The sequence below is a fragment of the Ruegeria sp. genome, assembly GCF_965199275.1.
Lineage (GTDB): Bacteria > Pseudomonadota > Alphaproteobacteria > Rhodobacterales > Rhodobacteraceae > Ruegeria.
The window spans coordinates 1-13,657 of record NZ_CBDAQX010000023.1 but is presented as its reverse complement, the minus strand read 5'-3'; the positions used below and the strand labels follow the sequence as shown (position 1 = coordinate 13,657).

At 56.8% G+C, this 13,657-nt stretch carries 15 protein-coding genes and 2 pseudogenes; 8 read left to right on the top strand and 9 right to left on the bottom strand.

Annotation, left to right across the window (positions count from 1 at the left end; all coding sequences use genetic code 11):
• Window position 1: 1 nt before the first annotated feature.
• Window positions 2-484, bottom strand: coding sequence for an ISAs1 family transposase (locus tag ACOERD_RS22735; RefSeq protein ID WP_419737870.1), 483 nt, complete (start codon window positions 482-484; stop codon window positions 2-4).
• A complete protein-coding gene (locus ACOERD_RS22730; protein ID WP_419737869.1) occupies window positions 399-1,130 on the bottom strand; it encodes an ISAs1 family transposase in 732 nt (243 codons plus the stop codon). Before ACOERD_RS22730 ends, ACOERD_RS22735 begins: the two co-directional genes overlap by 86 nt.
• Window positions 1,131-1,307: 177 nt before the next feature.
• Between ACOERD_RS22730 and ACOERD_RS22725 the strand changes: the two genes are divergently transcribed.
• Complete coding sequence (locus ACOERD_RS22725) at window positions 1,308-2,489, top strand: ISNCY family transposase (protein ID WP_419737631.1); 1,182 nt, start codon at window positions 1,308-1,310, stop codon at window positions 2,487-2,489.
• Window positions 2,490-2,611: 122 nt separating this feature from the next.
• On the opposite strand, the gene ACOERD_RS22720 is transcribed toward ACOERD_RS22725, so the two are convergent.
• The 3 genes and pseudogenes from ACOERD_RS22720 to istA all read right to left on the bottom strand — a co-directional run bounded on the left by ACOERD_RS22720 (window position 2,612) and on the right by istA (window position 5,287).
• On the bottom strand, window positions 2,612-2,878 hold the full coding sequence (locus ACOERD_RS22720; RefSeq protein WP_419739454.1) for an amidohydrolase family protein: 267 nt from the start codon (window positions 2,876-2,878) through the stop codon (window positions 2,612-2,614).
• A gap of 182 nt (window positions 2,879-3,060) precedes the next feature.
• Window positions 3,061-3,792: pseudogene (gene istB, locus ACOERD_RS22715) on the bottom strand (IS21-like element helper ATPase IstB).
• Entirely contained in the window at window positions 3,779-5,287 is a 1,509-nt protein-coding gene (istA, locus tag ACOERD_RS22710; RefSeq protein WP_419737605.1) for an IS21 family transposase, read from the bottom strand. Before istA ends, istB begins: the two are co-directional and overlap by 14 nt.
• A 116-nt stretch (window positions 5,288-5,403) precedes the next feature.
• Between istA and ACOERD_RS22705 the strand changes: the two are divergent.
• The 3 genes and pseudogenes from ACOERD_RS22705 to ACOERD_RS22695 all read left to right on the top strand — a co-directional run.
• Window positions 5,404-5,763 (top strand): annotated as a pseudogene (locus tag ACOERD_RS22705) (amino acid ABC transporter ATP-binding protein); the annotation flags it as partial.
• 6 nt (window positions 5,764-5,769) lie between these two features.
• Entirely contained in the window at window positions 5,770-6,531 is a 762-nt protein-coding gene (locus tag ACOERD_RS22700; RefSeq protein WP_419739455.1) for an amino acid ABC transporter permease, read from the top strand.
• An 11-nt stretch (window positions 6,532-6,542) separates the two neighbouring features.
• Window positions 6,543-6,884: a carboxymuconolactone decarboxylase family protein gene (locus ACOERD_RS22695; protein WP_419739456.1), complete on the top strand. Its 342-nt coding sequence runs from the start codon at window positions 6,543-6,545 to the stop codon at window positions 6,882-6,884.
• Here ACOERD_RS22695 and ACOERD_RS22690 read toward each other — a convergent pair.
• Window positions 6,881-7,162 carry an SCP2 sterol-binding domain-containing protein gene (locus tag ACOERD_RS22690; RefSeq protein ID WP_170550796.1) on the bottom strand — a complete coding sequence of 94 codons (282 nt, stop codon included), beginning with the start codon at window positions 7,160-7,162 and terminating at the stop codon, window positions 6,881-6,883. The two genes, ACOERD_RS22695 and ACOERD_RS22690, sit on opposite strands and share 4 nt — an antisense overlap.
• Window positions 7,163-7,301: 139 nt before the next feature.
• Complete coding sequence (locus ACOERD_RS22685; RefSeq protein ID WP_170640891.1) at window positions 7,302-8,528, bottom strand: argininosuccinate synthase; 1,227 nt, start codon at window positions 8,526-8,528, stop codon at window positions 7,302-7,304.
• A 91-nt stretch (window positions 8,529-8,619) separates the two neighbouring features.
• Here ACOERD_RS22685 and ACOERD_RS22680 point away from each other — a divergent pair, with 91 nt between their 5' ends.
• Both ACOERD_RS22680 and ilvA read left to right on the top strand, forming a co-directional pair.
• Window positions 8,620-9,438 (top strand): hypothetical protein, encoded by an 819-nt coding sequence (locus tag ACOERD_RS22680; RefSeq protein ID WP_419739457.1) that lies wholly within the window; start codon window positions 8,620-8,622, stop codon window positions 9,436-9,438.
• Window positions 9,439-9,494: 56 nt separating this feature from the next.
• Complete coding sequence (gene ilvA / locus ACOERD_RS22675) at window positions 9,495-10,721, top strand: threonine ammonia-lyase IlvA (protein ID WP_419739458.1); 1,227 nt, start codon at window positions 9,495-9,497, stop codon at window positions 10,719-10,721.
• On the opposite strand, the gene ACOERD_RS22670 is transcribed toward ilvA, so the two are convergent.
• The gene (locus ACOERD_RS22670) at window positions 10,718-11,047 is read right to left on the bottom strand and encodes an Hpt domain-containing protein (protein ID WP_419739459.1); all 330 of its coding nucleotides are present in this window, start codon (window positions 11,045-11,047) and stop codon (window positions 10,718-10,720) included. The two genes, ilvA and ACOERD_RS22670, sit on opposite strands and share 4 nt — an antisense overlap.
• A 217-nt stretch (window positions 11,048-11,264) precedes the next feature.
• Between ACOERD_RS22670 and ACOERD_RS22665 the strand changes: the two genes are divergently transcribed.
• The gene (locus ACOERD_RS22665; protein WP_419739465.1) at window positions 11,265-12,476 is read left to right on the top strand and encodes a PP2C family protein-serine/threonine phosphatase; all 1,212 of its coding nucleotides are present in this window, start codon (window positions 11,265-11,267) and stop codon (window positions 12,474-12,476) included.
• Window positions 12,477-12,575: 99 nt separating this feature from the next.
• Here the strand turns inward: ACOERD_RS22665 and ACOERD_RS22660 are convergent, their stop codons facing one another.
• Window positions 12,576-13,019, bottom strand: coding sequence for an NUDIX domain-containing protein (locus tag ACOERD_RS22660; protein ID WP_170470733.1), 444 nt, complete (start codon window positions 13,017-13,019; stop codon window positions 12,576-12,578).
• Between the two features lie 76 nt (window positions 13,020-13,095).
• Here ACOERD_RS22660 and ACOERD_RS22655 point away from each other — a divergent pair.
• A partial coding sequence (locus tag ACOERD_RS22655) for an Hsp33 family molecular chaperone HslO (RefSeq protein ID WP_419740572.1) occupies window positions 13,096-13,657 on the top strand: 562 nt, incomplete at its 3' end.

Below are 13,657 nucleotides of genomic sequence, written 5' to 3'. Positions count from 1 at the left end.
TTCAGAGAAAGGTGTTTTTGGGTTGATCTGTGACGATTCTGATAGCCCTTGCGCGGTTGTCCTGCATCATTTCGATAGCCTTTGTTGGTGATTTCGATATGCGCTTGAGCAAGGTTCTGGTCGCGCTGACAAGGGTAAAGATATTGCGTGGCGCGTTGTCAGATCGGTTGGTGTAGCGATCCTCTCCCAGAGTGACATCCTTGTCGCGGTGCATGGTCTCGATGCGCCAATGGTTACGGTTCAGGCGCAGGATGTCTTTGGGTTTGGGCCGCGTCAGGCTGGTGATGAGATACACTGTCTCGGCCTGTGTTCTGGTAATCTGCCCGGCGCGGATATGCTCGCGGGTTCGGCTGATGCAGGCGATACTGCGGATCGTTGGCCACTGCTTGCGCATGTGCTCACTCAATGCCTCGACGGGAAGGAGTTCGATGCAACGCTGGTCGATTCTGCCGTGCCCCGATTGCGGCGTCTCCCGCCATTCCAACAGGGGGAAAAACCGGCGTCTTGAACGCCGTTTCGATTTCTCCCCGCAGGTCTTTCTGATTGTTCTTTACAGGGAACACGTAATCGCCACCCCTCTCCACAACTTTGGAAGTGACTGTTTTTTGGCAGAAAATGGCATCCCCGGTGACGATCTGTCCCGCAAGGTCAATCTGGTTCAGCAGCCGCAGGGCATCAGGTATTTCCATGCCCTTGCCACGCGATGATGTGTGTCCGACGGATTGTTCAAGCGTCGCGCAGAACCCCGACAACACATGTTCCGCCTTGCCTGCCGCGTCCTTGCTGCCGCGTAGAGTTTTGCCATCAATGGCGATCTGATGGTGAGCTTCATCATCTTGTGCTGGTGCCGTAAGCCGCCCAAACGCCTGCGCCAGGGTAGCCGGGTCGAGGATACGTAGCGTTTCCGTTAGCGTTGCATGGCAGGGTGACGCGCGCCCGCGACGGAACCCCAAGCGCATGAGTTGACGCGGCGTGAGCGTACGACCAAGGCGGAACGCCGCCATCATACCCTTGCGCCCACTGAGCATGGAGAGAAGCATCAACCCGACCAGCGCTTCAAGTGGGTGTTGACGGCCCTTTTTACCGCGCGGGTCGGGAATTTGACGCAATACTGAACGAACCGATACCATCGCTGAAACCTCCTGTACCTCACATCCATAGAATAGATTCACTCAATCAAATGATTTGCAAGCGCTTTTTGACGTCTGGTAAATAGCCCTGAATAATGATGTCGCTAACACGCGATATGTCCGGTGTATGTAACATGCGATCTGTCCGGTTCTATTCTGTCTCTGAGAGGAGGCGTTATGAACCGAGCAGAAGTGTTACAGGAAGTTCGACTGATGAAGTTTGAAGATGTGTATTCGCGGCGAAGCGCGAACAAGCTGACGCAAGAACAGGCGGCTGAGATACTGGGTGTATCCGTGCGCACCGTCAGGCGTTGGGAGGATCGATTTGAGGCGGATGGTGCAGAAGGTCTGTACGACCGTCGGCTTGGCAAACTGGCCAACAATCGTGTTGCCACGGATAAGGTCATGGAGATGCTTGAACTGTTTGATACCAAGTACTGGGATTACACGCCGAAGCATTTCCACGAGAAGCTGGTGGCCCACCATGGTTTCACACAGAGCTACAACTGGGTGCGGCTTACACTGCAGCGCCACGGCCGGGTTCAGGCAGCACCCCGACGAGGTGCCCATCGGCGCAAGCGGCCCCGCCGTCCGATGGTTGGCATGATGTTGCATCAGGACGGCTCCAGCCATGAATGGGTTCCGGGTCAGTGGTGGGATCTGATCGTCACCATGGACGATGCCACCAACCGGGTTTATTCGGCATTCTTTGTCGAGGAAGAAGGGACGATGAGCAGTTTTCAGGGGCTGACAGAGGTGATCGAGGCGCAAGGTCTGTTTTGCTCGCTCTATGCCGATCGGGGCTCTCATTACTGGCATACGCCCGAAGCGGGCGGCAAAGTGGACAAGGACAATCTGACCCAGGTCGGGCGCGCCTTGCAGCAACTCGGCATTGAGCTGATCCCGGCCTATTCACCGCAGGCCCGTGGACGGTCTGAACGCATGTTTGGCACGTTCCAGAACCGATTGCCGCAGGAACTGCGGTCCCATGGGATCACAACCATTGAAGAGGCCAATCAGTTCCTGAAAGAGGTCTATCTTCCCGAACACAATGCCCTGTTTGCAAAGGAGCCGGAGGATACGACCTCGGCCTTCGTGCCGTTTACAGGCAATGTGCGCGACACCCTGTGTGTGCAGGAAGACCGCGTCGTCGGCAACGACAATACGGTGCGCTACAAGGGCCTGGTCATGCAGATCGCGGCAGACAGGCACCGTCATCATTTCGTCAAGGCGAAGGTCAGGGTCCACGAATACCCCGATGGTCAACTGGTCATCTTCCACGGCCCGAGATGCATTGGCCGCTACCAGCCTGACGGATCACCCATCACACAGGAGGATAGCAAACACAAAGTCGCGTGACCCGCTTCGACGTGGCGCGAACGCGGTGGCCCAAATCTACGGTCGCCTACGGCTCCCTCCGAATTGGGCCACCGCGCAATCAACTGAAGCGGACAATTGGCATGTTACCTACACCGGACAATTCAGAATGTTCTCGACAGCCAAGGTTGTTCGACTTTCATCCCCTGATAAATCGCGTGCAGGAAGGTATGTGCCACAACCGGATCGCTAGAAAAGGGCGAGACGTCCAGCTTTCCTTCTCGAACGCCTTCTTCAGCTTCGTAGACAACTGTATCGTTCTTCACGGTCACCAGAACCCGAAGCTCGGCCAGAGTTTCCGGGTCCACCGCTGTCGGATCGTCCGAAAGGATGACGAAGTCGGCGACCTTCCCAACTTTGTCAATCGGCATTGAATAATGACCCCCCATCGGCGTCCAAATTTGACCCCCCTTGGAGCTAAGAGGGGCGTTGAGGGGGTCGTGTTTAGGTTGATTCAGGAGGGGGTGGACAGCAGGTCAAACCGAAAAGAGAGCGTAGCTCGACTGAAGGTTTGACCTGCTGTCTGTTTTGAATTTATTCCCCGATTTCGAGGTTAGTCGCGGTGGTTAATTCGCCAGCTTTCGTTCCCGGTTTCGATGATATCGCAATGGTGTGTCAGTCGATCCAGGAGAGCAGTGGTCATTTTGGCATCTGTGAACACACTCGGCCATTCAGCAAATGCGAGGTTGGTTGTTAGCAGAATAGACGTTCGCTCGTACAGTTTGCTGATGAGATGGAAGAGTAATCGTCCACCAGACTCTGCGAACGGCAGATAACCGAGTTCGTCTATAATCACGAGGTCGACGCGGATCAGCTACTCGCTGAGCCGCCCGGCGTTGCCTTCGCGATGTTCAGCCTCCAGCTTGTTCGCGAGATCCACAGCGCTGAAGAACCTGACCCGCCGGCGGTTATTGACCGCGTGGCCCCCGATCGCTGTTGCGAGATGCGTTTTGCCCGATCCGGTTCCACCGACCAGCACGCCATTCCTGGCCTGGTCCATAAAATCGCCGTCATGAAGATTGCGCACGACTTCCTCGTTGACGGGGCTGACCGTGAAGTCGAACTCAGGTAAGGACTTGCAGACCGGGAACTTTGCGGCACCCATCTGATACCGGATCGAGCGCGCAGTCTTTTCGGCCAGTTCGGCCGTGAGGAGTTCGGCCACGACCTGTTGGGGCCGCCAGTTGTTTTTGGCTGCGGCCTGCATCACTTCGTCAAAGCAGTTGACGATGCCTGGCAACTTCAGTTGACGGGCAAGTTCGAGAATTTCCTTACGCAGTTGCATGGGAGCCTCCAAGCCTGTCATAGCGAGCGCAATCCGCGATCGGTGCCATTTTCAGCTGCAGGTGGGCAGGCGGCTCAATCGCCTTTGGCGGCGGGGGATTGGTGCGCCGAGAGACAATGTTCAGGATCGCATCGGCCTTGCGCAGGCCAGATTTTAGAGCTTCTTCGCAGGCAGCCTCGACCACATCAATGTCGTGCTGGTAAGCAGCGAAAAGAATATCGGCAAGTTGCCGGTCTCCGTCGGATGTGCCCCGCAGATGGGTCCAGATCTGCGTCATTGCCGGTGGTAGGTCCCAGTCACGGAACGGTGCTCCATTGCGCAGAGCGCCAGGCTTGCGCTTGAGGACGGGCACATAGTGCCAAGGGTTGAAGATCGTTTTTCCTCGGCCGAAGCACCGTTCGTGCTCTCCGACAATCTCACCGTCTTGGCGCAGGACAATCCGCGTGGCGTAGACCTGCAACTGGACCTGACGTCCAACAGCTCTTGCCTCAACGCTGTATTTGTTTCTTTCGAAGTTGATCAGGCAGGTTCGGCTCACGGCGACCGTCTTTTCACGGAACCCGACGAAGGGCTTCTGCAGATGCGTCAGCAGCGGCTTTTCCTGCTGGAACTCCTCCCAGACCGTCACCTCCAGGTTTTCCGGATGCCGCAGTTCTTTTGCGCGTTTGATCGCGTCTTTTTGCAGCCGGGCATTCAATTCATCGAAGTCGGCCACCTCCAGACGCGGTGTAAAACTATAGGCGCGGCTCTCCTTGACCAGATTCTCAACCTGACCCTTCTCCCAACCGGCCGCGCGCGTACAGGCGATCGGGTTCACCAGATGATGAGAACACATCCGGGAGAATGCCTTGTTGAACTTTCTTTCCTTGCCCGACAGGATCGCATCGACGGCGGTCGTCATGTTATCGTAGATCCCGTTGATGCAGCCTCCACCAAAGAATTTGAAGGCCTCGTCGTGGGCATCAAAGACCATCTCCTGCGTCTCGCGCGGATAGGCAATGGAGAATGGCATGCGGCTATGGCAAAGTTTGAAATGGGCAACCTTCACGGTCGTGAGTGCACCGTCCATCAAAACCGTCTCCACACTCCAGTCGAACTGGTACGCCTCCCCAGGATCAAAGATCAGCGGGATGAACGCCTGCGCCTGTTGTCGGCCGTGCGCAATGCGCCAATTCTTTGTGTAGCGTCGAACACTGTCATACCCGCCGCCAAAACCATCATCGGAGAGTTCCTTCCAGATTTTGGTCATCCGCTTGCGGTGTTTCTTCGGAAGCGCCTCGTTCTCCTCAAGCGTTTCATCCAGACGCGCGCGCCAAGGCCCGAGCACCGGGTATGGCTGCGATTTGCGCTCATATTTGAACTCCGTCACTCCCGATCGGATTATCTTTCGAACCGTTGCACGGCTCAAATTGAGCGAACGGCAAATTTCCTTGATGCTCTTTTTTTCGATCAGGTGTAAGCGACGCACTTTTCTAATAGTTTCCACGCAAATCATCCCGCTTGCCTCTCCATCGACTGCTCAATGAAAAGGATGTCTACAACCATAGGGAGGGGTCAAATTTGGACGCCGATTTCCCCGCTTAGGGGGTCAAAATTGCACGCTTTTCTACAGTCCACATCCCCGATCAGGCGGATAAACGCCCCACGCAACTATCGGGCGGCCAGCAACAGCGCGTCGCCATCGCCCGATCCCTGTGCATGGAGCCGAAAGTACTTTTGTTTGATGAGCCGACTTCGGCTCTCGATCCGGAAATGATCGCCGAGGTGCTGGACGTGATGGTTGAGCTGGCGCATGAAGGCATGACCATGGTCGTGGTCACTCATGAAATGGGGTTTGCCCGCAAAGTCGCCGACAAGATGATCTTCATGGATCAGGGCGAGATCGTGGAGCAGGGCAAGCCAGAGCATTTCTTCACCAATCCGACCTCGGAGCGGTGTCGCAAGTTCCTCAGCCAGATATTGCAGCACTGAGTGGGCATGATTAAAAAAGCACTTCTCCTCATACCGCTTCTGCTGCTGGCAGGCTGTTCCTCATCCCAGACATGGGGCTGGTATGTTATCGACCCGAGGACTGACTCGGGCTGGACCAATGTGAAATTCTTGATCTCGGGCATGGGCGCGACGATCCTGATCTCTCTGATCGCGGCGGCGCTGTCAATTGTGATCGGCCTGTTGGTTGCCTTGCCCGGACTGTCCGAGAAACGCGGCTGGCGGCTGCTGAACAGGGTCTATGTCGAGTTCATTCGCGCGATTCCACTGCTGCCCATGCTGTTCTGGGTGTTCTACGGACTGCCGATCGTGTTCCAGTCGATGGGCCTGAACATCCCGATTGATCCTTTCTGGGGCGCGATCATCACCCTGGCGATTTCCGACAGTGCCTTCACGGCCGAGATCTACCGCGCCGGTATCCAATCCATCGCACGCGGCCAGCGCGAGGCGGCCCAGACCATCGGGCTGAACTACGTGCAAACCATGCGCTACGTGATCCTGCCACAAGCGATCCGGCGCATCCTGCCGCCCTTGGCCAACCAGTTCATCTACATCGTCAAGATGAGCGCCTTTGCCAGTGTCATCGGCATGCAGGAACTGACCCGCCGCGCGAATGAACTGGTGGTGACGGAATACCGCCCGCTGGAAATCTACACCTTGCTGATATTTGAATACCTGATCCTGGTTCTGATCATCAGCGCCGGGGTACGTTGGCTGGAACGCCGCATGGGCGCGGACGAACGCGGATAAGGAGACACAGTATGGACTGGAAAGACTTCATGGCCGAGACCGAGGCCAATATCGGTACCCTCTCGAAAGAGGTGCCCGATACGGTGCGCGGCTTCGGGATGATGGGCAAGGCGGCCAAAACCGACGGTGCCTTGAGCGAAAAAACCAAAGAGTTCATCGCGCTGGGCATTGCTATCGCCACACGTTGCGATAGCTGCATCGGGTTTCACGTGAAATCACTGGTGCGTCTCGGCGCCACCCGCGAGGAACTGTGCGAGGCGCTCTCGATGGCGACCTATATGGGCGGAGGCCCGTCTTTTGCCTACAGCGCAAAGGCGCTGAAGGCGTTTGATGTGTTCTCGGAAGGCGACTAACCCAGAAGCTGCCCCAACTTCATCGCCACACCCATATTGCCCGAGATCTTGAGCTTTCCCAAAGCAACGCCTGTCATCGGGTTCAGCTTGCCGGTCAGCAGCTTGGTCAGGTTGTCTTGCGAGATACGGATGGTGCAATCGGTATCCTGATCCTGCGTGGTGGCCTGATTGTCGGCCAGCACGATTACACCCGCGTCGCCACAATCGAACTTGAGCGAGCCGTCAAAGTTTTTGCCATTCAGTCCTTTTTGAATTCCGTCGGCGATCTCTTGCAGCATGGTGTATCCTTTCAAACTTGACGTATGCGTAAAGACATGGCCCCACATCCGGCAAGCATGACGCTGGGTCTGGTGGGCAAAAGAAAACCCCGGCAACCGTGTGATTGCCGGGGTTTTGAATTCTAAACTGATTGTCAGGTTACTTGGACAGACGTTTGTCGCGCGCTGCCAGCAGTTTCAAACGCAGCGCGTTCAGCTGGATAAAGCCTGCGGCGTCGGTTTGATCATAGGCACCAGCGTCTTCCTCGAAGGTCACATGCGCCTCGGAATACAGCGAGTGATCGGACCAGCGGCCCACGGTCGAGGCAAGACCTTTATACAGTTTCACGCGCACGGTTCCGGTGACATGCTCTTGGCTTTTGTCGATGGCGGCCTGCAGCATTTCGCGTTCGGGCGAGTACCAGAAGCCGTTATAGATCAGCTCGGCATATTGCGGCATCAGCTGGTCTTTCAGGTGCATCGCGCCACGGTCCATGGTGATGGATTCGATCCCACGGTGTGCTTCCAGCAAGATGGTGCCGCCCGGAGTTTCATAGATGCCGCGCGACTTCATACCCACGAACCGGCCTTCGACCAGGTCCAGACGGCCAATGCCGTGCTTGCCGCCATATTCGTTTAGCTTGGTCAGGATGGTGGCCGGGCTCATCGCCTCGCCATTGATGCTGACGGCGTCACCTTTTTCGAAACCGATCTCGATGAATTCGGGCTGATCGGGCGCGTCCTCGGGGTGAACGGTGCGCTGATAGACATAATCGGGCGCCATATCTGCGGGGTCTTCCAGAACCTTGCCCTCGGAGGAGGTGTGCAGCAGGTTGGCATCGACCGAGAACGGCGCCTCACCACGTTTGTCCTTGGCAATCGGGATCTGGTTCTGCTCGGCGAATTCCAGCAGTTTGGTGCGGCTGGTCAGATCCCATTCACGCCACGGAGCAATGACCTTGATGTCGGGGTTCAGTGCGTAAGCAGCCAGTTCAAAGCGGACCTGATCGTTGCCCTTGCCGGTTGCGCCATGTGCGACAGCGTCAGCGCCGGTGGCTTCGGCAATCTCAACCAGACGTTTCGAGATCAGAGGCCGCGCAATCGAGGTGCCCAGCAGGTACAGACCCTCATACTGCGCATTTGCGCGGAACATTGGGAAGACGAAGTCGCGCACGAACTCCTCGCGGATGTCCTCGATATAGATGTTTTCGGGCTTGATCCCCAGCAGCTCGGCCTTTTGGCGGGCGGGTTCCAGTTCCTCACCCTGACCCAGATCGGCAGTGAAGGTGACGACTTCACAACCATACTCGGTCTGCAACCATTTCAGAATGATCGAGGTATCAAGGCCACCGGAATAGGCCAGAACAACTTTCTTAGGCGCGGACATCTGACTTCCCCTTATTCGCAAGACGATTGGCCCCTAACGGGTTTTGTGGGCGGGGGCAAGCTGTGTGGATTGACGCAGGCCGGGAATTGGGGTGAAACGGCCGGACAAAGAACAAGAGATGGTTGAGCAGGGGTATTTCCAGATGTTGGCGTTCGGGATTTTCATGCATTCGATCAAGATGGTTTTGCGGAATCTGAAACAGGCGATTCAGATTACGCTGATCCCCGCGCTGATCGGCGGTTTGGCCATCATCGCATTCAGCCTCCTTTTTGGTATTTCGTTCGAAGATATCTCGACCGAGCCAAACGGTCTGCCGGATGCAGCATCGCCAGGCGCGGTCACAGCGTTCCTGTTCTGCGTGCTGGCATCCCTGTTTGCGATCATGGTTTGGATTGTCGTGTCCTGGCATCGCTTTGTGCTGCTCGAAGAATACCCGGCCGGTTTTCTGCCCGCGTTCAGATCGGATCGAATGCTCGCTTACATTAGGCGGATGGTGATGCTGGCCTTGCTGGGTGTAGTCGTCCTGATCCCGGCAATGCTTGTCATCGGATTTTTGACGCAGGCCTCGGCTGCGATGGGCATTTTGGCGTGGCTTCTGGTTGTTGTGGGCCTATCCGTGGCCTTTTACCGGGTGTCCCCGATCATGCCCGCCGCAGCAATAGGCGAACCGTTGAAACTGTCGGATGCGTGGCGGGCAACTGACGGAGCGAACGGCACCATAGTGGCGCTGGTTGTGTTGCTGGTGTTGTTCCAGATGGTGCTTCAGCTTCTTTTCGCGGCGCTTCTAATCATCCCGGTGATTGGCGCTTTGGTGGTGGTTTTCGCCAGCATGCTGATCGTGCCATTGATCAATGTCAGCATCCTGACAACGTTATATGGCGTCTTCATCGAAAAACGCGCGCTGTCGTAATTCGTACACACATGTATTCCTTGCCCTTTTGCCTAGGATAAGCCACTGAAACCGGCATGAGCGATTTCATGACCCGTGCCCGCGCTGCCGAACAGGCGATGCGCTCTGTGTTTCCGGCAACGCCTTTGCAGCGGAATGCCCATCTGTCTGACCGCTACGGTGCAGATATCTGGCTCAAGCGAGAGGACCTCAGCCCGGTACGTTCCTACAAAATCCGGGGCGCCTTCAATGCCATGCGCAAGCAGCAGGGGCAGGATCTGTTTGTCTGTGCCAGCGCGGGAAACCATGCGCAGGGTGTGGCCTTCATGTGCAAGCATCTGGATGTGAAGGGGGTGATCTTCATGCCGGTCACCACGCCTCAGCAGAAGATCCAGAAGACCCGTATTTTCGGCGGCGACAATATCGAGGTTCACCTCAGCGGTGACTACTTCGACGACACGCTTGCTGCGGCACAAGCTTGGTGCGCAAAGGAGGGCGGGCATTTCCTGTCGCCGTTCGATGATGAGGATGTGATCGAAGGCCAGGCCTCACTTGCGGTCGAGATTGAGGAACAGCTTGGCCGCATGCCCGACCATGTCATCCTGCCGGTCGGCGGAGGTGGCATGTCGTCCGGCGTGGCAACCTGGTTCGGCGATCGGACCCACTGTTTGTTTGTCGAACCCAAAGGTGGGGCCTGTCTGCACGCGGCAATGGCTGCAGGGCATCCGGTTGCCTTGGATCACGTAGACAATTTCGTCGATGGCGCGGCGGTCGGCAAGATCGGTGCCAAGCCGTTTGAGCTGTTGAAAGACCGTCACTTATCGGATGTGCTGGTCCTGTCCGAGGATCGCATCTGCACCACTATGATCGAAATGTTAAACGTGGAAGGCATCGTTCTGGAACCCGCCGGTGCCTTGGCGATCGAGGCGGTTGCTGATGTGCAAAGCTTTATCCGTGGCAAAACGGTTGTTTGTGTCACCTCTGGCGGCAATTTCGATTTTGAGCGCCTGCCCGAGGTCAAGGAGCGCGCGCAGCGCTATTCCGGGGTCAAGAAATACTTCATCTTGCGCTTGCCGCAGCGCCCCGGCGCGTTGAAAGAGTTCTTGAACATCCTCGGACCCGAAGACGATATCGCCCGGTTCGAATACATGAAGAAATCGGCGCGCAATTTCGGCTCGGTATTGATCGGGATCGAGACTCGCAAACCTGAGAACTTCGCCCGCCTCTTTGCGCACCTAGATGAGGCCGGGTTCACCTATACCGACATCACCGAGGATGAGACGCTGGCACAGTTTGTGATCTAGTGCAAATTGTCTTTAAGTTCGGTTTGAAACACTGATTTCGACGCAGTAAACACGGCGAGGATTTCGGATAGATCGACTTTTGCCGCCTCACCTGAGGCGGCCATCCTTTCGCCATCCTGACAGAGCTTCGAGAACACCTCGAACCCAAGGCTCAGGGCGCTTCCTTTCAGGAAATGCAAGTTTTGTTCAAGATCCTGTCGCGCGGTGTCTGCATGCACGCGGGCGATGACCTCTTGTACCTCGTCCAGAAAGATCTCGACAACCTCGTCGAACTCATCAGCGCCAACCTCGTCACGGAGCTGTCGAACTCGGGGCCAGTGGATCATGGGTCGCGTCCTGCATCGGAATTGAATGGATCCTTGGTAGCCCGGCTTGAGTAAATGTCAGGTTAAGCGTCGGCCTCAATTGGCCTTCACTCGATGTTAAGCCCCAGACGCGTAGGGTCGCACCATCCCGATAAAAGGAAGCGTGTGGGGTTGCAGAGTGCCAGCGGCAAGTCTTGAGGAAACCAGATCCGATCTGGACTTCGGTGCAATCCGGAGGGTGCTGGTGGTAGATGACAGCCGCCTGCAACGGCGCATTCTGGTGGCCTCGCTCAAGAAATGGGGTTTTGAGGTTCTTGAGGCCGACAATGGCGAGGCGGCGATAGATATCTGCACCGAAGCCGCGCCAGACCTTGTGCTCAGCGATTGGGTCATGCCGGGGATGAGCGGGCTTGAGTTTTGCCGCGCCTTCCGCGCGCTTGAGGCCGAACACTATAGCTATTTCATCCTGCTCACCTCAAAAAGTGAAAAGCAGGAGGTGGCGCGGGGTCTGGATGCGGGCGCGGATGATTTCCTGATCAAACCGCTTGAGGCGGATGAGCTGCGCGCGCGTATCTCGGCTGGGGCGCGAATTCTGGATATGCAGCGTGAGTTGTCAGAGAAAAACCGACTGATCGAATCCGCCCTCCAAGAATTGAAACTGGCGCATGAGGCCATCGACAAGGACCTGATCCAAGCCCGCAAGATACAGGAATCGCTGGTGCCGGACCTTACGCAAGAATTCGGTAAATCGCGTGTCAGTCTGTTGTTGAAACCCTGCGGGCATATCGGGGGCGATCTGGTGGGGATGTTCTCACCCGGTCCGAACCGCCTTGGGTTCTACAGCATTGATGTATCTGGTCACGGCATCACCTCGGCGATGATGACGGCGCGGTTGGGCGGCTATCTGTCCAGCAAACATTTCGAACAGAACGTCGCAATGGAAAAGCGTTTTGACAAATTCTACGCTTTGCTTCCCCCGGAGGAAGTCGCGGGGATGCTGAATTCCCGATTGCTGGCGGATGCCGGGATCGAAGAATATTTTACTATGGTCTATGCCATTGTAGATCTGCGCAACGGGCATATCAGGATGGTTCAGGCCGGGCATCCACATCCGTTGATGCTGCGACGCGATGGCACGACCGAGTTTCTGGGCGAAGGTGGGCTACCCATCGGGTTGATCCCGGATGTGAAGTTTCAGCAGATTGAGACGAAGATGGAGCCGGGGGACCGTTTGTTACTGCATTCAGACGGGTTCACGGAATGCGCTTTGGCTGAAGGCGGAATGCTGGATGACGACGGCTTGCGGGACATGGCGCTCGACTGTGCGGCGGGTCGCGGTGAGCCTGAGTTTTTGGACGATCTGTTCTGGCGCCTGACACAGGTGATGTCACCTGAAAGCGGTATGGGCGACGATGTCTCGGCCGTGTTCTTCGAATATAATGGGGCCTAAAGCGTTTTGGATTTTACCTGAATCATCAAGTGAAACAAATGTCCCGAAAACGCTGAAAGCGTGGCAGGGTTTCGCGTCGCAGGTTTAACCCGAAACGATCTAAAGCCCGCGAAGATGCAACGTCGCGAAATGGCGATCGCCATCGTTGCCCAGCGTTTCAACCGCATCGGCGGCGTGCATCCAGAGCGCTTCGTGGAACGGCTCGGGTGGTGGCCCCAAACGACGTACCGGACGCGCTTGATAGATCAGGCAGATCTTCTCGGCCCAAAGGTCATATTCCGGCATATAAGTGAACCGACGGAACGCGCCGACTCGACGGGGTGCAGCGATCAGCCAGCCTGTTTCCTCGAACACTTCCCGGTGCAGGGCGGTTGTAGGCGATTCGCCCGGATCAATTCCACCACCAGGCAATTGTAGATCCGGCCCCGGTTCGGTCTGGCAGGTCAGAAGAAGGTGCCCGGCGCGGGGCAGCAAAGCGTAGACTCCGACCCGCCGGGTGTACTTGCGCCCGGGTTCAGGGCTTTCGCCGAACCGTCTGATCATGTATGGCCCCTTACAACCCAATCTCTGCGACCTATATGGTGCCGGTATGCCAACCCTTGGCGTGTAAGGAAACCCCATGTCTCTTGGAACAAAAATCGCGTGGGACGATACCGTCCTGCCCTTTCAACTCGATGTATCGGACATGCGCGGGCGTGTGGCCCGTCTGGATGGCGTGCTGGACGGCATCCTGAAACAGCATGACTATCCGGAAAAGGTTGAGGCCCTGGTGGCCGAGATGGCCCTGCTGACCGCGTTGATCGGCCAGACGGTCTCGCTTCGCTGGAAGCTGTCGTTGCAGGTGCAGTCCAAGGGTCCGGTGCGCATGATTGCCACCGACTACTACGCGCCACAGCAAGAGGGCGAACCGGCCCGCATCCGCGCTTACGCTAGTTTCGACCGCGATCGTCTGACCGATGGCGCGCCCTTCGATCAGGTGGGCGAGGGTTATTTTGCGATCATGATCGACCAGGGCGAAGGCACACAGCCTTATCAGGGCATCACTCCGCTGGCCGGAGGCTCGATCAGTGCCTGCGCCGAAGCCTATTTTGCGCAGTCCGAGCAGTTGCCGACCCGGTTCTCGCTGAGCTTCGGCAAATCGACTGAACCGGGTGTGGGTGAGCATTGGCGCGCAGGCGGCA

What these genes read in the sequence shown, in the direction of transcription:
- ACOERD_RS22730 (WP_419737869.1), bottom strand. Translation starts at nt 1,130, where the DNA reads ATGGTATCGGTTCGTTCAGTATTGCGTCAAATTCCCGACCCGCGCGGT.
- ACOERD_RS22725 (WP_419737631.1), top strand. Translation starts at nt 1,308, where the DNA reads ATGAACCGAGCAGAAGTGTTACAGGAAGTTCGACTGATGAAGTTTGAA.
- ACOERD_RS22720 (WP_419739454.1), bottom strand. Translation starts at nt 2,878, where the DNA reads ATGCCGATTGACAAAGTTGGGAAGGTCGCCGACTTCGTCATCCTTTCG.
- istA (WP_419737605.1), bottom strand. Translation starts at nt 5,287, where the DNA reads ATGATTTGCGTGGAAACTATTAGAAAAGTGCGTCGCTTACACCTGATC.
- ACOERD_RS22700 (WP_419739455.1), top strand. Translation starts at nt 5,770, where the DNA reads ATGATTAAAAAAGCACTTCTCCTCATACCGCTTCTGCTGCTGGCAGGC.
- ACOERD_RS22695 (WP_419739456.1), top strand. Translation starts at nt 6,543, where the DNA reads ATGGACTGGAAAGACTTCATGGCCGAGACCGAGGCCAATATCGGTACC.
- ACOERD_RS22690 (WP_170550796.1), bottom strand. Translation starts at nt 7,162, where the DNA reads ATGCTGCAAGAGATCGCCGACGGAATTCAAAAAGGACTGAATGGCAAA.
- ACOERD_RS22685 (WP_170640891.1), bottom strand. Translation starts at nt 8,528, where the DNA reads ATGTCCGCGCCTAAGAAAGTTGTTCTGGCCTATTCCGGTGGCCTTGAT.
- ilvA (WP_419739458.1), top strand. Translation starts at nt 9,495, where the DNA reads ATGAGCGATTTCATGACCCGTGCCCGCGCTGCCGAACAGGCGATGCGC.
- ACOERD_RS22670 (WP_419739459.1), bottom strand. Translation starts at nt 11,047, where the DNA reads ATGATCCACTGGCCCCGAGTTCGACAGCTCCGTGACGAGGTTGGCGCT.
- ACOERD_RS22660 (WP_170470733.1), bottom strand. Translation starts at nt 13,019, where the DNA reads ATGATCAGACGGTTCGGCGAAAGCCCTGAACCCGGGCGCAAGTACACC.